Raw genomic sequence first — 19,598 nt, 5'->3', positions numbered from 1 at the left:
CCCGCCCATGGAATTCCTCATCGAGCAACTGACGGACGAATCAGACGACTTGCGCGACCTGCGGGCAGCCCTCGACATGGAGTCGTACGTCACGGGCCTCGCGGAAGTCCGGTCACGGGTACCGGCGGGCGCGCTCGGCGGGGAACTCGCCGCCCTGCTCGTCGAGATCGCCCCGGAATTCTGCACCGCGCTGGCGGGCGTTCTGGTGGCCTGGGTGCAGGCCCGGCGGGGCCGGCTGCGCCTCACCCTCAAGACGCACGGCAACGAGGACGTGGAGATCGTGGTCGACAGCTACAACAGCCCGAAGGAATCGGCCGCGGCCATCGAGACGTTCCTCGACGCCGCCCGCAAGGCCACCGGGACACAGGCGATCCCCCCTTCGGACGGCGACACGGAGCGGCCGGCTCCGGGGCACACGAACTGACCCGGCCCCCTACAGCCCCACGATCCCGTTCCACCGCCCGGCGAACTCCACCCGCTCCGTGGACGTGATGTCCCGCGCGATGGCGAGCCGGTCGCGCATGGTGGTGTCGGGGAAGATCAGCAGGTTGCCGGCGAGGGCGGCCGTGTCCTTGTCCTTGGACGCGGCCAGGACCTCCTGGGCGGCGGGGACGGGGCAGACGTAGTTGACCCAGGCGGCGAGTCCGGCGGCGACCTCGGGGTCGTAGTAGTAGTCGACGAGCCGTTCGGCGTTGGCCTTGTGGCGGGCGCGGTCGGGGATCATCAGGGAGTCCGACCAGAGTTCGGCGCCCTCCTCGGGGACGACGAAACGGATGTCGGGGTTGTCCGCCTGGAGCTGGATGACGTCGCCGGAGTAGGCCTGGCAGGCCAGGACGTCGCCGCTGACCAGGTCCTTGGTGTAGTCGTTGCCGGTGAAGCGGCGTATCTGGCCCCGCCGGACCTCCTTCTCGACCTGGTCGCAGACGGTGTGGAAGTCGTCGGGAGTCCACCGGGTGACGTCCACCCCGTTGCCCTGCATCAGCAGTGCGAACGCCTCGTCCAGGCCGGACAGGAGGGTCACCCGGCCCTTGAGGTCGCTCGCCCAGAGGTCCTTCACCTGCCGTATCTCGCGGCCGAGTTTGCGGCGGTTGTACGCGATGCCGGTGATGCCCGACTGCCACGGCACCGTGGACTTCCGTCCCGGGTCGAAGGCGGGCGAGCGCAGCAGCGGGTCCAGGTACTTCGTCACGTTCGGCTGCCGGGCGCGGTCCATCTCCTGGACCCAGCCCAGGCGCACGAACCGGGCGCACATCCAGTCGCTGACGACGATCAGGTCGCGGCCCGTGGACTGGTGGTTCATCAGCGCGGGGCTGATCTTGCCGAAGAACTCGTCGTTGTCGTTGATCTCCTCGACGTAGTCCACGGAGATCCCGGTGCGCTTCTCGAACGCCCCCAGGGTGGGCCGCTTGTTCGGGTCGTCGTCGTCGGTGTCGATGTACAGCGGCCAGTTCGCCCAGGCCAGCCGTCTGTCGGTGGCGGACGAGTCGGCGACGGCGCGGTCACCGGGCTTCACGTAAGCGGCGGGCACACCGCAGCCCGCGAGGGCGCCGAGCACGGCGGTGCCGCCGAGGGCGCGCAGCAGGGAGCGACGGGACGACGCGGTGTTCTGCGAAGGAGTTCGAGCCACCCCGGCAGCATGCCGTCCCTGGCTGTGCACGGACAATCGACGCTGCGTCGACCGGGCCCGGTGCGACCCGACACCTTGTCGACCGGCGGGTGCTTTTCGCCGGGGTACGCCGCGGCCCCGGACGGGCTGTCCTCCGTCCGGGGCCGCGAGTTCGGTGCGTCAGCCGTCCAGCGACGTCATGACGTGCTTGATCCGCGTGTAGTCGTCGAAGCCGTACGCCGACAGGTCCTTGCCGTAGCCGGACTTCTTGAAGCCGCCGTGCGGCATCTCGGCGACCAGCGGGATGTGGGTGTTGATCCACACGCAGCCGAAGTCGAGCTTCTTGGACATCCGCATGGCGCGGCCGTGGTCCTTGGTCCACACCGAGGAGGCGAGGGCGTACTCGACGCCGTTGGCCCACTCCACGGCCTGCTCCTCGTCGGAGAAGGACTGGACGGTGATGACCGGGCCGAAGACCTCCTGCTGGACGATCTCGTCGTCCTGCTTCAGGCCGGAGACGACGGTCGGGGCGTAGAAGTAGCCCTTGTCGCCGACCTGCTGGCCGCCGGCCTCGACCTTGGCGTGGGCCGGGAGGCGCTCGATGAAGCCGGTGACCTGCTTGAGCTGGTTGGGGTTGTTCAGCGGACCGTAGAGGACGTCCTCGTCGTCCGGCTGACCCGTCTTCGTCTCGGCGGCGGCCTTGGCGAGCGCGGCCACGAACTCGTCGTGGATGGACTCCTGGACCAGGACACGGGTGGCGGCCGTACAGTCCTGGCCGGCGTTGAAGAAGCCCGCGACCGAGATGTCCTCGACGGCCTTGGCGATGTCGGTGTCCGCGAAGACGACGACCGGCGCCTTGCCGCCCAGCTCCAGGTGGACGCGCTTGAGGTCCTTGGAGGCGGACTCGGCGACGGACATGCCCGCGCGCACCGAGCCGGTGATGGAGGCCATCGCCGGAATCGGGTGCTCGACCATCAGGCGGCCGGTGTCGCGGTCGCCGGTGATGACGTTGAAGACGCCCTTGGGCAGGATCGCGCCGATGATGTCGGCGATCAGGACCGTCGACGCCGGGGTGGTGTCCGACGGCTTCAGGACGACCGTGTTGCCGGCCGCGATCGCCGGGGCGAACTTCCACACGGCCATCATCATCGGGTAGTTCCACGGCGCGACCTGCGCGCAGACGCCGACCGGCTCGCGGCGGATGATCGAGGTCATCCCCTCCATGTACTCACCGGCCGAGCGGCCCTCCAGCATCCGCGCCGCGCCCGCGAAGAAGCGGATCTGGTCGATCATCGGCGGGATCTCCTCGGAGCGGGTGAGCCCGATCGGCTTGCCCGTGTTCTCCACCTCGGCCGCGATCAGTTCCTCGGCGCGCTCCTCGAACGCGTCCGCGATCTTCAGAAGGGCCTTCTGGCGCTCCGCCGGGGTGGTGTCGCGCCAGCCCGGGAAGGCCGCGGCCGCGGCGGCCATGGCGGCGTCCACGTCCGCCTGCCCGGACAGCGGCGCGGTCGCGTACGCCTCGCCCGTCGCGGGGTTGACCACCTCGGTGGTCCGTCCGTCGGCGGCATCCCTGAACTCACCGTCGATGTAATTGCGCAGACGACGCAGCTCGGTGCTCACTGCCGGCCCTCCAAGTTCGGGGTGTCCATTGACTGAGACACCCACACTAATCCGAGAGCCGACGTTTTCAACACCCCCACTCGCGTGTTCGGTGCGGAATCCGCAGGCTTCAGGCACGTAAACAACGAATTTCATCGATCCGGCCTTGCGGAACTGTCGAGACGTCGTGCACAGTGACGTCGTGGCCAGTCGAAGCGCAGACCAGAGGGACTCCCGCGAGTCCAGGAACGGCAGTCCCCAGCTGGATGCCGTCTCCCTCGCCATCATCGAGCAGCTCCAGGAGGACGGCCGCCGGCCGTACGCCGCGATCGGCAAGGCCGTGGGCCTGTCCGAGGCGGCCGTGCGCCAGCGCGTGCAGAAGCTGCTCGACCAGGGCGTGATGCAGATCGTCGCCGTCACGGACCCGCTCACCGTGGGCTTCCGCCGGCAGGCGATGGTCGGGATCAACGTCGAGGGCGACGTCGAGGCCATCGCGGACGCGCTGTCCGACATGTCGGAAGTCGAGTACGTGGTGATGACCGCGGGCTCGTTCGACATCCTCGCCGAGATCGTCTGCGAGGACGACGACCACCTGCTGGACGTCATCAACAAACGCATCCGGGCCCTGCCCGGCGTGCGCTCCACCGAGAGCTTCGTCTACCTCAAGCTCAAGAAGCAGACCTACATGTGGGGAACCCGATAACCGTGAGCCAGAAGGACCTCAGCCGAACCGCGTACGACCACCTGTGGATGCACTTCACCCGCATGTCCTCGTACGAGAACGCCCCCGTGCCGACGATCGTGCGCGGCGAGGGCACCTACATCTACGACGACAAGGGCAAGCGCTACCTCGACGGTCTCGCGGGTCTGTTCGTGGTCCAGGCCGGTCACGGCCGCACCGAGCTCGCCGAGACCGCTTCCAAGCAGGCCCAGGAGCTGGCCTTCTTCCCGGTGTGGTCCTACGCCCACCCCAAGGCCGTGGAGCTGGCGGAGCGCCTCGCGGACTACGCGCCGGGCGACCTGAACAAGGTCTTCTTCACCACCGGCGGCGGCGAGGCGGTCGAGACCGCCTGGAAGCTCGCCAAGCAGTACTTCAAGCTCATCGGCAAGCCGACCAAGTACAAGGTCATCTCGCGCGCGGTCGCCTACCACGGCACCCCGCAGGGCGCCCTGTCGATCACCGGCCTGCCGGGCCTGAAGGCCCCGTTCGAGCCTCTCGTCCCGGGCGCGCACAAGGTCCCGAACACCAACATCTACCGCGCCCCGATCTTCGGCGACGACCCGGAGGCCTTCGGCCGCTGGGCCGCCGACCAGATAGAGCAGCAGATCCTCTTCGAGGGCCCGGAGACGGTCGCCGCGGTCTTCCTGGAGCCGGTGCAGAACGCCGGCGGCTGCTTCCCGCCGCCGCCCGGCTACTTCCAGCGGGTCCGCGAGATCTGCGACAAGTACGACGTCCTGCTCGTCTCGGACGAGGTCATCTGCGCCTTCGGCCGCGTGGGCACGATGTTCGCCTGCGACAAGTTCGGCTACGTACCGGACATGATCACCTGCGCCAAGGGCATGACCTCGGGCTACTCCCCGATCGGCGCCTGCATCATCTCCGACCGCCTGGCCGAGCCGTTCTACAAGGGCGACAACACCTTCCTGCACGGCTACACCTTCGGCGGGCACCCGGTGTCGGCCGCGGTGGGCCTCGCCAACCTCGACCTCTTCGAGCGGGAGAACCTCAACCAGCACGTGCTGGACAACGAGGCCGGGTTCCTGCGGACGCTGCAGAAGCTGCACGACCTGCCGATCGTCGGCGACGTCCGCGGCAACGGCTTCTTCTACGGCATCGAGCTGGTGAAGGACAAGGCGACGAAGGAGTCCTTCAACGAGGAGGAGACCGAGCGCGTCCTGTACGGCTTCCTCTCCAAGGCCCTCTTCGACAACGGCCTGTACTGCCGTGCCGACGACCGCGGCGACCCGGTCGTCCAGCTCGCCCCGCCGCTGATCTCCGACCAGGGGACCTTCGACGAGATCGAGCAGATCCTGCGCGCGACGCTGACGGAGGCGTGGACGAAGCTGTGATCAGCTGACGCTGTGATCAACCACGGCCCCGGGCCGCCCATTCGAGTGAGAAAGGGCGGCCCGGGGCCGTGTGCTGTCCAGCCTCCCCCGGTCCACTGCCTAGCGTGCCGAGTGACCGATCGGCCCTGTTTTCGTTCCCCCGCACGAGGGACTTGGACCTGTCCGGCCGAGCAGGTCGCAGGAAAGCGACGGTGCCTGGCCGCCGCAGATGCGCGTGCCAGACCCCGCGTCTGCGGCATGCTCGGCCGGACAGGTCCTAGGCACGGGAATTACGGATCAGAACGAGGTGTACGCCCATGGAGGCCCCGCCGGACAACGACGTGCTCTGGGCACGTTCCCTGCACTTCCGGCATCCGGACGGCTCGCCGGCGCTGGCCGGCGTCTCGCTCGGCGTGCGGGAGGGCGAGATCCTCGCCGTCAGCGGGCCGCGCGGCAGCGGCAAGACGAGCCTGCTGCGCTGTCTGTCCGGACAGGTGCCGGCGCAGCACGGCGAGGTCTGGTTCAACAGCGCGCCCGTCCACACCATGGGCCCCCTCCGCCGCGAACGCCTGCGCCGGGACCGGTTCGGCTGGATCGACCCGGCACCGGCGCTGGTCCCCGAGCTGAACGTCTGGGAGAACACGGCCCTCCCCCTGATGCTGCGCGGCACCAGCCGCCGCCGGGCCAAGGTGGCCGCCCTGGAGTGGCTGGAGCGCCTCGACGTCGGCGACAAGGCCCGCGACCGCCCGCACGAGCTGGTGCAGTCCGAACGCCAGCGCGTCTGCATCGCCCGGGCGCTGGCCCCGGCTCCCACGGTCCTCTTCGCGGACGAGCCGACGGCTCCGCTGCACCGGGCCGACCGCGGTCACGTCCTGCGGACGCTGACCACCGCGGCCCGCTCGCACGGCATCACGGTGGTGCTGGCCACCCACGACGCGGAGACCGCGGCCCTCGCCGACCGCACGGTGGCACTGCTGGACGGGCGCCGCGTGCGCACCGTGCACCTGCCCGAGGCCCCCGAGGCGGAAGGCCGGGCCGCGTGCTCGCTCTCCGCCTGACCCGCCTCGCCCAGCCCGCCGTCCAGCTGCGCCGCCTCCTGGTGGCGACGGCCGCGGCGGGCACCGGCTTCCTCCTGCTGTGCGCCCTCGGCCACGCGCTGGGCCACCCGGACGCGCCGCCCGCCTCCCTCCTCCTGCGCCTGGCCTGGTGCGCGCTCCCGCTGGCCGCCACCGTCCAGTTCGCGGTGGCCGTCGCCCGCACGGACCCCGGCACCCGGCCCCGCCCCGGTCTGTCCGCGGTGGGCCTGGGCCCGGCCCGTCTGATGGCCATCTCGGCCCTGACGACGGCCCTGTCCTGCACGCTCGGCTCGTTGACGGCGCTCCTGCTCTTCCTGCACCTGCGCGGCGACCTGACGGGCATGCCCTTCGACGGCGCCGCCGCCGATCTCCTCGCCGCCGGCCGGCCCCTGCCCGTCCCGGCCGCCCTCACCCTCCTGACCCTGGTCCCGGCCACCGCCTCGGCGACGGTGGCGCTGGTGCTGCGGCCCCGGGACGGCCGCCCCTGGAGCCTGCGCCTGCGCACACCGGCGGCCGGCGGCCGGCCGACCCCGGACCAGGACACCGACGCCGAGGCGCCCCTCGCGGAGACCGACTGGACCGAGGCCCTCACCGGCCCGCCGCCGAGCGGCGAGGCGTCCGGGCTCCCGTGGGGCATCGCCGTACTCGCCGCGGGCCTCGCCGTGGAGGCCTACGCCGCCCGCCCCACCCCCGGCCCGGCCCCCGCCGCGGTACTCGTCGGCTGGACCCTCACCGCCCTGGGCCTGATCCTCGCCGCCCCCGGCCTCGCCCACCTCTGCGGCCGCGTGCTGCAAGCCGTCCGCCCGGGCGCGCTGCGGCTCCTCGCCGGCCGCGTCCTGATGGGAGAGGCCGGCCGCATCGGCCGCCCCCTCGGCGTCGTCTGCGCGGTCGCGTCCGGCACGTACGCCTTGACGGAGCCGTACGACGCCGCCACCGCGCCCTTCGGCCCGCTGACCGCCCTCGGTGCCCTGCTGGTCGCCGGCTGCGCCGTGGCCACCCTTCTCACGGCGGCCGTGGAGGCACGGCAGTCCCGCGCCGACACCACCGCCGCGCTGCTGCGCCTCGGCGCCCCCGCCACGATGCTGCGCAGTGCCGCCGCCCTCCGCGCCGCCGCGCTGCTGGCCCTGTTCGGCCCGCTCACGCTCGTGGTCGCCGACCTCGCCGCACTCCCCCTGGGCCGCTGAAAAAAGTCACCGGACGCCGATGAGTTTCCGGGCGGCCGCCGGTCCAACCCCCGTAACGACGCACCGCACCCCGACGGGAGACCCGGCATGTACCAGCAGATGATCTTCGTGAACCTTCCCGTGAACGACCTCGACGCCTCGAAGAAGTTCTTCACGGAGCTGGGCTACACGATCAACCCGCAGTTCAGCGACGACAACGCGGCCTCCATCGTGATCAGCGACACCATCGTGGCGATGCTGCTCACCAAGCCGTTCTACGCGACCTTCACCAAGAAGGAGATCGCCGACGCGACGACGACCAGCGAGGTGCTGGTGTGTCTGAGCGCCGAGAGCCGCGAGAAGGTCGACGAACTGGTGGAGCGGGCGATCGCGGCCGGCGGCACCGCCAGCGGCCCGACCCAGGACCACGGCTTCATGTACGGCCGGGCCTTCGACGACCTCGACGGCCACACCTGGGAGATCGTGTGGATGGACCCGGCGGCCATCCAGGGATGACCCCGCAGGGGTGAACTGCTGTGCCAGCATGGGCGGGTGCATCCGACACCCGCCCAGCCCAACCGAGCCGCCCACGACCACGAGATAGAGTCGCTCGCCGAGTTCGACGAGGTCGTCGCCGAGCACGGCACACTCGCCCGGTACCGCGTCCAGGCCGTCGACCTGACGGACCGTACGAGTCCGCTGCTCTCCCTCGACACCTCGGGCGCCGTCTTCCTCGGCTGCCCGATGGACCCCGAGGCCGCCGCCCGGGTACGCGCCGCCGGAGCGCTGGTCTTCCCGCCCGTCCCTGGACTGCCCTTCGACCCGTACCGGGGTTTCGTCTACACCCCGGACGAACTGTTCGAGTCGCTCGACGAGGGGTACGAGGCCACACCGGACGCTCGGGCGTACGCCTGGTTCCAGGAGACGAAGGCCGACGGGGACGTCTACTCGTCCATGCTGCGCGCGGTCCATGACGACGCCGTCTCCGACGCGCTCGACGAACTCCTCGCCGGGACGCGGGTGGTGGGCGTCATGGGCGGCCACGCGATGGCGCGCGGCACCGAGGCGTACGCCGGTGCGGCGCGGCTGGGCCGCGAGCTGACCCGCGCCGGGTTCACGGTGGCCACCGGCGGCGGACCGGGCGCCATGGAGGCGGCCAACCTCGGTGCGTACGCGGCCCCGTTCGACGACGGCATGCTGCGGGAGGCGCTGCTGCTGCTCGCCAAGGCCCCCTCGTTCCGCCCGTCGGTGTCCGACTGGGCGCGCGCGGCCTTCGAGGTGCGCGAACGCTGGCCGGGCGGCGGCGCGTCGGTGGGCATCCCGACCTGGTTCTACGGTCACGAGCCGCCGAACGCCTTCGCCGCGCACATCGCCAAGTACTTCGCCAACGCCACCCGCGAGGACGGCCTGCTGGCCCGCTCGACCGCGGGCGTGGTGTTCCTGCCGGGCGCCGCCGGGACCGTACAGGAGGTCTTCGACAACGCGACCCCGAACTACTACGAGTCGCGGGGCGAGCCCACGCCGATGGTGCTCGTGGACCGGGAGCACTGGACGCGGCGGCTGCCGGTGTGGCCGCTGTTGCAGGCGCTCGCCCGGGAGCGGCCGATGGAGGCCCGAATCGCCCTGGTTGACCGGATCGAGGAGGCTCCGGAGGCGTTGAAACGTCTCAGGGGTTAATAAGCGGGCAAAGCCAACGCGTGTAGGCTGATTGTGCGTTGACACTTCTTATGGAGCGCTTATAAACCTATGAGCCTCCTCGCCCCCCGCAGCTAAGCACTCGTAAAGGACAAACGTGTCCCCAACTCGCCGCAGCGCACGCCGTTCCGTGCGCGTCCTGGGTGTCGCCTCCGCTTCCGCCGCACTGGCGCTGGGTGTCGCGGGCACCGCGCTCGCCTGCGAAATCGGTGACTTCTCCGCCGAAGCCACGTGCGTCGGCGGCAAGGGCGTCATCGTCGTCACCGACAAGGACGCCGGCGGCACCCCGGCCGTCATCACCGTGTTCCTGGAGAACAACGGAGCCGACGTCAAGAAGGTCGGCAAGCCCCAGGAGATCAAGGGGTCCGGCGAAGGCACCACGGTCACCTTCGCAGAGGACTGGAAGCCGAACGCGACGTACCGCATCCACGTCAAGGCCGGCAACAAGGTCGACGAGGACATCACCCCCAACCTGACCACCCCCTCCACGGCCTGTAAGACCGAGGAGTCCGCGACCCCGACCCCGTCCGCCACCAAGACCCCGTCGCCGTCGAAGACCGCCTCGACCGCCCCGGCCGAGTCCACGACCCCGGCGCCGTCGGAGTCGGAGTCGAAGTCGGAGAGCGGCACCACCGCCCCGGCGGGCACCTCGAGCAACGCGCCGTCCCCCGCGGCCGGTGACTCGAACCTCGCCGAGACCGGTGCGAACTCCAACACCGGTCTGATCGCCGGCATCGCGGCCGCCCTGGTCGCCATCGGCGGCGGCGCGGTGTTCTACGGCATGCGCCGCCGCGGCGCGAACAACGGCCGCTGACGCATCACTTCCGCACACCGCCGTGGCCCGTCCCCGTATCCCGGGGGCGGGCCACGGCCGTTCGGCCCGACGCCTCCTGGAGTACGACGACTTCGGCGGCGTCGAACTCCACGCCGACCTCGCCGCCGACCTCCGGGGCCTCCCTGAGCGCGCACGCCGCTTCCAGGCGCGGGGCGTCCTCGGGCTGGAGGTGGACGGCGACATGGGTGCCCTTGAAGGTACGGGCGGTCACGGTGCAGCGCAGCCCCTCGTCGGCCGGCACGAGCCGTACTCCGGCGGGCCGTACGAGCAGCGTGCGCGCCCCCTGCGGCGCGCCCTCGGGCACCGGCAGCTTGCCCCACGGGGTGTCCGCGGCCTCCCCGGCGACCGTCGCCCCCACCACGTTGTCGAAGCCGAGGAAGCGGGCCACGAACTCGTCCGCCGGCCGCTGCCAGACCTCAAGGGGCGTTCCGGACTGGGCGATCCGCCCGTCCCGCATCACCACCACCCGGTCGGCCAGCGCGAAGGCCTCGCCCTGGTCGTGCGTCACGGCGAGCACGGTGGTCCCCAACCCCCCGAACAGCTCCCGCAGTTCGACCACCAGCCGCTCCCGCAGCGAGCGGTCGAGCTGCCCGAGCGGCTCGTCCAGCATCAGCAGCCGGGGCCGCGGCGCGAGGGCCCGGGCCAGCGCGACGCGCTGCTGCTCTCCCCCGGACAGCCCGGCGACGGCCCGGCGACCGGCACCCGGCAGGCCCACCAGGTCCAGCAACTCCCGTACCCGGGCGTCCTGCTCCGCCTTAGCGGCCCCGTGCATCCGCAGCCCGAAGGCCACGTTGCCGCCCACGTCGCGCTGCGGGAAGAGCTGATGGTCCTGGAACATCAGCCCCACCCCGCGCCGGTGCGCGGGCACACCCTTCTGGTCCCGTCCGTCGAGCACCACCCGCCCGGCGTCCAGGGGCTGCAGCCCGGCCACCGCCCGCAGCAGGGTCGACTTGCCGCTGCCGCTGGGCCCGAGCACGCACACGATCTCGTGCTCGGCGACCTCCAGGTCGACGGCGTCGAGCACCGCCCGCCCGCCGAATCGCACGGTCGCGGCCTGAAGGCTCAGCAGCATCAGAACTCCCCGGTCCGGTCCGTGCGCAGCCGCTCCAGGACGAGCAGCGCCGCCGCGCACACCAGCATCAGAATCGTGGACAGGGCCATCGCCTGCCCGTAGTTGAGGTCACCGGGCCGTCCGAGGAGCCGCGCGACGGCGACCGGAAGCGTCGGGTTGTCGGGCCGCGCGATGAACACGGTCGCCCCGAACTCCCCGAGCGACACCGCGAAGGCGAACCCGGCCGCGATCAAGAGCGCCCGCCGCACCATCGGCAGGTCGACCTCCCGCCACACCCGCCAGGGCGACGCCCCGAGCACGGCCGCCGCCTCCCTCAGCCGCCCGTCCACGGCCCGCAGCACGGGCAGCATGGTCCGTACGACGAAGGGCACGCCGACCAGCGCCTGTGCGAGCGGCACGAGGATCCAGGACTGCCTGAGGTCCAGCGGCGGCTCGTCCAGCGCGATCAGGAACCCGAAGCCGACGGTCACCGCGGACACGCCGAGCGGCAGCATCAGCAGCGCGTCGAAGCCGCGCACGACCCGGCCCGTGTCCCGGCGGGCGAGCGCGGCGGCGGCGAGGCCGCCGATCAGCACGGCGATGCCGGTGGCGGCGACGGCGTACTGGAGGGAGTTGCTGATCGCCTGGATCGGCGCCACCAGGAACATGCCGCCGTCCTCGCTGGTCAGCGCCCGGTAGTAACCGAAGCCGGGCGCGTCGAGCGACCGCCGCACCAGCACGGCGAGCGGCAGCACGAGGAGTACGGCGACGGTGGCGAGGACACCGGCCAGCAGCGCCCACTGGCCCGCCCCGCGCGGCCGGCGCGCGGTCACGGAGGCGTCCACCAGGCGCAGGGCGGTCTCCCGCCGCCGTACCGTCCCGGCGTGCACGGCGAGGATCATGCCCACGGCGGCGAACTGGACGAGTGTGAGGACGGCGGCCGTCGCCAGGTCGAAGATCTCGGAGGTCTGCCGGTAGATCTCGACCTCCAGCGTGGCGAAGGTGGGGCCGCCGAGGATCTGCACCACGCCGAAGGAGGTGAAGGTGAACAGGAAGACCATCAGCGCGGCGGCGGCCACGGCGGGCGCCAGCGCCGGGAGCGTGACCTTGCGCCAGGCGCCCAGCGGCGAGGCGCCGAGCATCCGTGCCGCCTCCTCCTGGCGCGGGTCGAGCTGCGCCCACAGCCCGCCCACCGTCCGTACGACGACCGCGTAGTTGAAGAAGACGTGCGCGAGCAGGATCGCCCACACGGTGGTGTCCAGCCGTACGCCCCACAGCTCGTCGAGCAGTCCGCCGCGTCCGACCAGCGCCAGGAAGGCCGTACCGACGACGACCGTGGGCAGCACGAAGGGGACCGTGACCACCGCCCGCAGGAGCTGCTTGCCGGGGAAGTCGAGACGGGCGAAGACATACGCGGCGGGCAGGGCTACGAGCAGGGTGAGCGCGGTGGAGGCGAGGGCCTGCCAGGTGGTGAACCACAGCACGTGCCGGATGCCGGACTGCGCGAGCACGTCCGGGATCCGCCCGAACCGCCACACGCCGTCGATCTTCAGACCGCGCGCCACGATCGCGGCGACGGGCCAGGCGAAGAACACGGCGAAGAACGCGACGGGCCCGGCCATGAGGGCGAGCCGCGCCGCGTTCCCCGAGCGCCCCTTGCGCGGGGCTACTTCAGTACGAGCGACGTCCACGTCTTGACCCACTGGTCACGGTTGGCGGCGATCCTGTCGGGCGCCATGGTCTCGGGGTTCTTGGCCTGCGGACCGTACTTCACGAACTCCGGCGGCACCTGGGCGCCCTCCCGCACCGGGTAGACGAACATGTTGAGCGGCATGTCGTCCTGGAACTCCTTGGTGAGCAGGAAGTCGATCAGCGCCTTGCCGCCCTCGGTGTTCCGCGCGTTGCTCAGCAGGCCCGCGTACTCGGTCTGCCGGAAGCAGGTGCCGTCCGCGACCCCGGTGGGCGCGGTGGTGGGCTTCGGGCGGGCGTAGATCACCTCGGCGGGCGGCGAGGAGGCGTAGGACACGACGAGCGGCCGGTCGCCCTTGGCCTTCTTGCCGCCGGAGGACCCGGAGAACTCCTCGGTGTACGCCTGCTCCCAGCCGTCGACGACCTTGACGCCGTTGGCCTTCAGCTTCTTCCAGTAGCCCTGCCAGCCGCCGTCGCCGTACTTCGCGGCGGTGCCGAGCAGGAAGCCCAGGCCCGGCGACGAGGTGGACGCGTTCTCGGTGACGAGGAGGTTCTTGTACGCGGGCTTGACCAGGTCGTCGAAGGACCGCGGCGGGGCCAGCTCGTGCTTGCTGAAGTACGCCTTGTCGTAGTTGACGCAGATGTCGCCGGTGTCGATCGGGGTGACCCGGTGCTTGTCCTGGTCGACGCGGTACTTCGGCAGGATCAGGTCGGAGCCCTTGGCCTGGTACGGCTGGAACAGCCTGTTGTCGAGGGCCCGGGACAGCAGGGTGTTGTCGACGCCGAAGAAGACGTCGCCCTGCGGGTTGTCCTTGGTCAGGATCGCCTTGTTGACGGCCTGTCCGGCGTCGCCGTCCATGAGGACCTTCACCTTGTAGCCGGAGGCCTTCTCGAAGTCCTTGACGACCTTCTTGGAGACGGCCCACGAGTTGTGGCTGACCAGGGTGACGGTCTTGGACCCGGACTCCGCCGAGCCCTTGTCGTTCGACGACCCGCACGCGGACAGCGTGACCAGGCCGAGCCCGACGGCGACGGCCACGAAGGTCTTGGTGTGCACTGGATTCCTCCTGGGGTTGACCAGGAAGAGACGCGGCCCTGCCCGGGAGTCCTTCACGGATTCCCGGGCAGGGCGCAACAGCTCGAGTGATGACCGAACTCCCTACCCAGAATGACCTGGGCGAGGTTCAGAGGGTCTGCGGCCCTGTGCCGCACTCTCAGCGCTGTGGCGCTCCCCTGTCGGAATATGAAGATGTACCTACGGCCCACAGACTACCGCTCGGTGGCCGCCAGCTGACCACAGGCTCCGTCGATCTCCTGTCCCCGGGTGTCCCGGACGGTGACGGGCACACCGTGCGCGGCGATCGCCTCGACGAAGGCCTTCTCGTCCTCCGGCCGGGAGGCGGTCCACTTGGAGCCGGGCGTCGGGTTCAGCGGGATCAGGTTGACGTGCACGGGCTTGCCCCTGAGCAGCCGTCCGAGCCGGTCACCGCGCCAGGCCTGGTCGTTGATGTCCCGGATCAGCGCGTACTCGATGGAGAGCCGGCGCCCGGACTTCTCCACGTACTCGAACCCGGCGTCCAGCACCTCGCGCACCTTCCACCGCGTGTTCACGGGGACGAGGGTGTCGCGCAGCTCGTCGTCGGGCGCGTGCAGCGAGATGGCGAGGCGGCACTTGAAGCCCTCGTCGGCGAACCGGTGGATCGCCGGGACCAGGCCGACGGTGGACACGGTGATCCCGCGCTGCGACAGCCCGAGTCCGTCCGGCTCCGGGTCGGTCAGGGCACGGATGGCGCCGACGACCCGCTTGTAATTGGCGAGGGGCTCGCCCATGCCCATGAAGACGATGTTGGACAGCCGTGCCGGACCGCCGGGCACCTCGCCGTCCCTGAGCGCCCGCATGCCGTCCACGATCTGGTGCACGATCTCGGCGGTGGACAGGTTCCGGTCCAGCCCCGCCTGCCCGGTCGCGCAGAACGGGCAGTTCATACCGCACCCCGCCTGCGAGCTGATGCACATCGTCACCCGGTCCGGGTACCGCATCAGTACCGACTCGACGAGCGTCCCGTCGAACAGCCGCCACAGCGTCTTGCGGGTGGTCCCCTGGTCGGTGGCCAGATGCCGCACGACCGTCATCAGCTCCGGCAGCAGGGCTTCCCGCAACCGGCCGCGCGACGCGGCCGGGATGTCGGTCCACTGCTCCGGGTCGTGCGCGTACCGCGCGAAGTAGTGCTGCGAGAGCTGCTTGGCACGAAACGGCTTCTCACCGACCGCGGCGACGGCTTCCTTACGCTCGGCGGGCGTGAGGTCGGCGAGGTGCCGCGGGGGCTGCTTGGCTCCGCGGGGGGCAACGAAAGTGAGTTCTCCGGGCTTAGGCATGGCTGTACCAGTGTCGCAGATCCAATTGGGTGACCTGGGGCGGTCGCACCCTACGACTGTCGTTAGTAGTGGCTACCAGTCGTGACTGAGCGGCGTCGGACGGCCCAGAGACGGCCCAGCCGAGGGGGCTGCGCGCCTCGACCGAGCTGCCACTGTCATCGTTGCGGTCCACCTGCGCGGAGCGGACCGTCCCGCATTCACGTCCCACAGCGGTTTTCGCCGCTTGTTCCAAGGGGCACACGGCCAGTGAGACCCCACGGAGGTACCGAGATGAGCGCCGGAGAACGGGCCAAGGCAAAGGCCGAGCAGATCGTCGGAAAGACCGTGCGGAAGGCGGCCCACGCGGTGCACAAGGAATCTCTCGCAGCGAAAGGCGCCGCTCTCGAATCACGGGGCAAGATGCGGGGCGCGAAAGAACAGACCAGGGGCTCCTTCAAGCGCTGAGCGCGCTACCGAAGGCCTTGAACCGTCCCGAAAGTCGGGTATGAGCTTGTGACAAGATCGCGGGATGCTGCGACTCACCGATTTCATCATCGACTGCCCGGACACGATGAAGCTGGCGGCTTTCTACTCCGAGGTGACGGGCCGTCCGATCAAGGAAGGCAGCTCCGAGGACTGGGCTGGCATCCAGTTCGGCGAGATCGAGCTGGCATTCATCCGGGTGGACGACTACCGCCCTCCGCAGTGGCCCGACAGCGAGCACCCCAAGCAGTTCCACCTCGACTTCGAAGTGGACGGGATCGAGTCCGAGCAGCGCCGCGTCCTCGACCTCGGCGCGACGTTGAGGCAGGACTTCATCGGCCCCGACGGCTACGGCTGGCAGGTCTACACCGACCCGATCGGCCACCCCTTCTGCCTGTGCCGCAACAAGGGCGTCGTCTGGACCGACCAGGGCCCGATCTGGCCCAAGCGCGACTAATTGGCCGCCCACTTCCTCACCCACCACTCTCCCCAGCTCCCATCCCGGTGCCGGCCGATCCCCCGCCGGAGGCATGTTCGCCGAACGATCGGGTCTTCCCTGGGCGAAAAGCTCACGCGCCGAAGATATTGCCGGTCGCTGCTCATCGCGAGGCGGTGTCGCAGCTTGCCTCAGCCTCCCTCAGCCTCAGTGGTATCGCCGGCGGTACGGCCCAAGTCGGCCCTGCGGGTGGTGCGACGGCCCAGGGACGGCCAGGCCGCCCAACCCTGCAACCCGCCCAGCAAGAGGCCTGCTGGTGAGAGGCCAAGTCACGTCCGGGCTACCAGGTGACGGGGAGGGTTCTCGGGCCGCGGATCAGGCCCTGGCGCTGGAACTCGACCTCGGTGGGGGGCACGGCGAGGCGGATGGCGGGGAAGCGGCCGAGTACGGCGGCGATCATCACCTCCGCCTCCATGCGGGCCAGGATGGCGGCCAGGCAGTGGTGGGGGCCGTGGCCGAAGGCGAGGTGGGGGGCGTCTGCGCGGTCGAAGTCGAGGGTGTCGGGGTCGGGGAAGACGGCCGGGTCGCGGTTGGCGGCGACATAGGCGTTGTAGATCACGTCGCCGGCCCGGATCAACTGGCCGCCGACCTCGACGTCCTCGGTGGCGACGCGTGGGATGCCGACGCCGTTGCGGTGGGGGACGTAGCGGAACAGTTCGTCGACGGCCTTCGGGAGGAGTTCCGGTTCGCGGCGCAGGCGGTCGAGCTGCTCGGGGTGGGTGAGCAGCGCGTACATCATGGAGCCGCTGTTGTTGCGCACCGCGTGACCGCCGCTGACCTGGACGGCGGTGGCGAGGGAGATCGCCTCGTCGTCGGTGAGCTCGCCGGTGGCGACGGCCTGGGCCAGCACTCCGGCGAGGTCGTCGCGGGGTTCGGCGCGGCGGCGCCGGAGGAGTTCGGCGATGCGGGCCCGGGTGGTCTCACCGGCCGGCCGGCTGCGCTCCTTCGAATCGGTGCCCGCGGACAGCAGGGCCTCGCCCGTCTGAGCCCAGTGGTGCCAGTCGCTCTCGTCCACGCCGAGCAGGTCGCGGACCATGGCGATCGGGAACGGGCCGTGCAGGTGTTCCATCAGGTCGGCGGGCGCGCCCGCCTGTTCCATCCCGTCGAGCAGCTCCGCGGCCCTGCGCTCCGCCTGCGGGCGCAGCCGCTGCATGCTCTTCCCGGTGAAGGCCCGGGCGACGACCCTGCGCAGCCGGTTGTGCCGGGGCGGGTCGATGTACTGCAGTCCGGCCGTCCGGGACGCCACCGGCTCCGGCCGCATGCTGGTCACGGAGCGGCCGATGAGCTGTTCGCGGGAGAAGCGCGGGTCGGAGGTGACGAAACGGACATCCTCGTACCGGGTGACGAGCCACGCCTCCCCGTCACCGTGCGGCAGCTTGATCCGGGTGACCGGCTCCTCGCGCAGCACCTCGTCCAGGAACGGGTCGGGGTCGAGGGCGGGCAGATCCTCGACGGGCCAGAACCTCACCGGTGGCAGAGGCGGGGCAGAGGCTGGGTCCGACGTCATCGCGCACCACTCCCGGGTGTCCCTCATGGACGGGCATCGTTCTGTCGGGAGTCTGCCGCCGGGTCACCCCGCCCGGCCATTTATGTTGCGGCATCCGGGTGGCGGTACGGCAACGGGCCCCCGTCCGGTCCGGGGCGGGAGCCCGTTCGACGTACCGCCGTGCTCACGCGGACCCGACGAACACCACCATCAGCAGCCACACCACCGGAGCGGTCGGCAGCAGGGAGTCCAGCCGGTCCATGATGCCGCCGTGCCCGGGGAGCAGGGTGCCCATGTCCTTGATGCCCAGGTCCCGTTTGATCATCGACTCGCCGAGGTCGCCGAGCGTGGCGCTGGCCGCGACCGCGAGGCCGAGCAGCAGGCCCTGCCACCAGGCGCCGTCGTCGATCAGGAACTGCATGCACAGCGCGCCCGCGACCATGGCGAACAGCACCGCGCCGAGCAGGCCCTCGCGGGTCTTGCCGGGGCTGATGCGCGGGGCGAGCTTGTGCTTGCCGAAGCGCCAGCCGACGGCGTACGCACCGGTGTCGCTGACCACCGTCAGGAGCAGGAAGGTCAGCACGCGGAACGAGCCGTCGTCGGCGGTGAGCATCATCGCGACGAACGTGGCCAGGAACGGGACGTAGAAGGCCGCGAAGACGCCCGCCGTGACGTCCTTGAGGTAGCCCTCGGGCGGTTCGGTCATCCGCCAGACCAGCGCGGCCAGCGCGGTCAGCGCCATGGCCACCCAGGCACCCTCGGCACCCCGGACGTATCCGGCGACGACCATCGCGGCGCCGCCGAGCGCCAGCGGGACCAGGGGCGCCTTGATGCCCTTGCGCTCCTGGAGCCGGCTGGTCAGTTCCCACAGGCCCACGACGACGGCGACCGCTATGACGCCGACGAACACGGCCTTGACGATGAACAGCGACGCGACGATCACCACGCCGAGCCCGACACCGACGCCTATGGCCGCGCTCAGGTCCCGGCCCGCACTCTTCTTCTGCGGGGCGGGCGCCGGCTGCGGGGCGTCGGGCATGGGCTCCGGATTCTCAGGCGCCGCCCCGTGGGGCCGCGCCTGCGGCGTGTCATAAGGGCCGTAGGACTGGGCCTGCGGCGGTTGGTCGCGGAACAAGGGGCCGCTCGGCCGAGCAGCCCCCCGGTCGCCATCCTGGTCTCCGCCGTACGCGGGTACGCCGGGCGAGGTGGGCATGGGGCGAGTCTGCTGCGCGTCACGCGCATCGTATGCGGGACCCGCCGGGGCAGCCCCCTGGACAGGCCTCTGGTCAGTGGGCCCCCAGTACCCCGCCTGTGACCCGGGTTGTGGCGGAGCGCCCCAGGAAGAGTCGTTCATCAGACCTCGAGCAGCTCCGCTTCCTTGTGCTTGAGGAGCTCGTCCACCTGGGCGACGTACTTCGCGGTGGTGTCGTCGAGCTCCTTCTCCGCACGGCGGCCCTCGTCCTCGCCGACCTCGCCGTCCTTGATCAGCTTGTCGATGGCGTCCTTGGCCTTGCGGCGGACGGAGCGGATGGACACCTTGGCGTCCTCGCCCTTGCCCTTGGCGACCTTGATGTACTCGCGGCGGCGCTCCTCGGTGAGCTCGGGGAACACCACGCGGATGATGTTGCCGTCGTTGCTCGGGTTGACGCCCAGGTCGGAGTCGCGGATCGCCTGCTCGATGTTGCGCAGCGCGCTCTTGTCGAACGGGGTCACGACCGCCATGCGCGGCTCCGGCACGGAGAACGAAGCCAGCTGGTTGATCGGCGTCGGCGCGCCGTAGTAGTCGGCCACGATCTTGTTGAACATCGCCGGGTGCGCACGGCCGGTGCGGATCGCGGCGAAGTCCTCCTTGGCGACCACGACGGCCTTCTCCATCTTCTCCTCGGCCTCGAGGAGGGTCTCTTCGATCACCACTTGCTCCTGCGTGTCTTGAGTAGGCCCGGCTGCGGTTCCTTGTCGGCGGCGGCCGGCTGCGTCGCGTCTTCTTCCTGCACGGTTCCCGACCGGCAGGACAT

General features: G+C 70.8%; 19 protein-coding genes. 10 read left to right on the top strand and 9 right to left on the bottom strand.

The window, feature by feature from the left end; genetic code table 11:
* The first annotated feature begins 7 nt into the window (after nt 1-7).
* Nucleotides 8-424 (top strand): effector-associated constant component EACC1, encoded by a 417-nt coding sequence (locus ACZ7L0_RS30080; RefSeq protein ID WP_471245655.1) that lies wholly within the window; start codon nt 8-10, stop codon nt 422-424.
* A 9-nt stretch (nt 425-433) separates the two neighbouring features.
* On the opposite strand, the gene ACZ7L0_RS30075 is transcribed toward ACZ7L0_RS30080, so the two are convergent.
* Nucleotides 434-1,627: a polyamine ABC transporter substrate-binding protein gene (locus tag ACZ7L0_RS30075; protein WP_471245654.1), complete on the bottom strand. Its 1,194-nt coding sequence runs from the start codon at nt 1,625-1,627 to the stop codon at nt 434-436.
* A 159-nt stretch (nt 1,628-1,786) separates the two neighbouring features.
* Entirely contained in the window at nt 1,787-3,226 is a 1,440-nt protein-coding gene (locus tag ACZ7L0_RS30070; RefSeq protein WP_471245653.1) for a gamma-aminobutyraldehyde dehydrogenase, read from the bottom strand.
* Between the two features lie 166 nt (nt 3,227-3,392).
* On the opposite strand from ACZ7L0_RS30070, the gene ACZ7L0_RS30065 reads away from it, so the two are divergent.
* The 7 genes from ACZ7L0_RS30065 (at nt 3,393) to ACZ7L0_RS30035 (ending at nt 10,002) form a co-directional block, all read left to right on the top strand.
* The gene (locus tag ACZ7L0_RS30065; RefSeq protein WP_471245652.1) at nt 3,393-3,908 is read left to right on the top strand and encodes an Lrp/AsnC family transcriptional regulator; all 516 of its coding nucleotides are present in this window, start codon (nt 3,393-3,395) and stop codon (nt 3,906-3,908) included.
* A complete protein-coding gene (locus tag ACZ7L0_RS30060; RefSeq protein ID WP_471245651.1) occupies nt 3,893-5,275 on the top strand; it encodes an aspartate aminotransferase family protein in 1,383 nt (460 codons plus the stop codon). Before ACZ7L0_RS30065 ends, ACZ7L0_RS30060 begins: the two co-directional genes overlap by 16 nt.
* 296 nt (nt 5,276-5,571) lie before the next feature.
* Nucleotides 5,572-6,312, top strand: coding sequence for an ABC transporter ATP-binding protein (locus tag ACZ7L0_RS30055; protein WP_471245650.1), 741 nt, complete (start codon nt 5,572-5,574; stop codon nt 6,310-6,312).
* Entirely contained in the window at nt 6,294-7,514 is a 1,221-nt protein-coding gene (locus ACZ7L0_RS30050) for a hypothetical protein (protein ID WP_471245649.1), read from the top strand. The genes ACZ7L0_RS30055 and ACZ7L0_RS30050 overlap by 19 nt, the downstream gene beginning before the upstream one ends.
* Before the next feature lie 87 nt (nt 7,515-7,601).
* The gene (locus ACZ7L0_RS30045) at nt 7,602-8,009 is read left to right on the top strand and encodes a VOC family protein (RefSeq protein WP_471245648.1); all 408 of its coding nucleotides are present in this window, start codon (nt 7,602-7,604) and stop codon (nt 8,007-8,009) included.
* 36 nt (nt 8,010-8,045) lie between these two features.
* The gene (locus ACZ7L0_RS30040) at nt 8,046-9,170 is read left to right on the top strand and encodes an LOG family protein (RefSeq protein ID WP_471245647.1); all 1,125 of its coding nucleotides are present in this window, start codon (nt 8,046-8,048) and stop codon (nt 9,168-9,170) included.
* 115 nt (nt 9,171-9,285) lie between these two features.
* Nucleotides 9,286-10,002, top strand: a complete 717-nt coding sequence (locus ACZ7L0_RS30035) for an LAETG motif-containing sortase-dependent surface protein (protein WP_471245646.1) — start codon at nt 9,286-9,288, stop codon at nt 10,000-10,002.
* 4 nt (nt 10,003-10,006) lie between these two features.
* Here ACZ7L0_RS30035 and ACZ7L0_RS30030 read toward each other — a convergent pair whose 3' ends face one another.
* From ACZ7L0_RS30030 to rlmN, 4 genes are all read right to left on the bottom strand, one after another.
* A complete protein-coding gene (locus tag ACZ7L0_RS30030) occupies nt 10,007-11,095 on the bottom strand; it encodes an ABC transporter ATP-binding protein (RefSeq protein ID WP_471245645.1) in 1,089 nt (362 codons plus the stop codon).
* Nucleotides 11,095-12,696: an ABC transporter permease gene (locus ACZ7L0_RS30025; RefSeq protein WP_471245644.1), complete on the bottom strand. Its 1,602-nt coding sequence runs from the start codon at nt 12,694-12,696 to the stop codon at nt 11,095-11,097. The genes ACZ7L0_RS30030 and ACZ7L0_RS30025 overlap by 1 nt, the downstream gene beginning before the upstream one ends.
* 44 nt (nt 12,697-12,740) lie before the next feature.
* Nucleotides 12,741-13,820: a thiamine ABC transporter substrate-binding protein gene (locus ACZ7L0_RS30020; RefSeq protein WP_471245643.1), complete on the bottom strand. Its 1,080-nt coding sequence runs from the start codon at nt 13,818-13,820 to the stop codon at nt 12,741-12,743.
* A gap of 212 nt (nt 13,821-14,032) precedes the next feature.
* Nucleotides 14,033-15,139, bottom strand: a complete 1,107-nt coding sequence (rlmN, locus tag ACZ7L0_RS30015; protein ID WP_471245642.1) for a dual-specificity RNA methyltransferase RlmN — start codon at nt 15,137-15,139, stop codon at nt 14,033-14,035.
* 270 nt (nt 15,140-15,409) lie between these two features.
* Between rlmN and ACZ7L0_RS30010 the strand changes: the two genes are divergently transcribed.
* Nucleotides 15,410-15,583 (top strand): hypothetical protein, encoded by a 174-nt coding sequence (locus tag ACZ7L0_RS30010; RefSeq protein WP_471245641.1) that lies wholly within the window; start codon nt 15,410-15,412, stop codon nt 15,581-15,583.
* A 64-nt stretch (nt 15,584-15,647) separates the two neighbouring features.
* Complete coding sequence (locus ACZ7L0_RS30005) at nt 15,648-16,058, top strand: VOC family protein (protein WP_471245640.1); 411 nt, start codon at nt 15,648-15,650, stop codon at nt 16,056-16,058.
* Nucleotides 16,059-16,377: 319 nt separating this feature from the next.
* Here the strand turns inward: ACZ7L0_RS30005 and ACZ7L0_RS30000 are convergent, their stop codons facing one another.
* From ACZ7L0_RS30000 to frr, 3 genes are all read right to left on the bottom strand, one after another.
* Nucleotides 16,378-17,604 carry a cytochrome P450 gene (locus tag ACZ7L0_RS30000; protein ID WP_471245639.1) on the bottom strand — a complete coding sequence of 409 codons (1,227 nt, stop codon included), beginning with the start codon at nt 17,602-17,604 and terminating at the stop codon, nt 16,378-16,380.
* Between the two features lie 163 nt (nt 17,605-17,767).
* Nucleotides 17,768-18,937: a phosphatidate cytidylyltransferase gene (locus ACZ7L0_RS29995; RefSeq protein ID WP_471245638.1), complete on the bottom strand. Its 1,170-nt coding sequence runs from the start codon at nt 18,935-18,937 to the stop codon at nt 17,768-17,770.
* Nucleotides 18,937-19,494 (bottom strand): ribosome recycling factor, encoded by a 558-nt coding sequence (gene frr / locus ACZ7L0_RS29990; protein WP_014675285.1) that lies wholly within the window; start codon nt 19,492-19,494, stop codon nt 18,937-18,939. Before frr ends, ACZ7L0_RS29995 begins: the two co-directional genes overlap by 1 nt.
* Between the last annotated feature and the right edge of the window lie 104 nt (nt 19,495-19,598).

The organism is Streptomyces sp. NPDC039424 (genome assembly GCF_055639495.1).
This window is presented reverse-complemented; position numbering and strand designations above follow the sequence as displayed.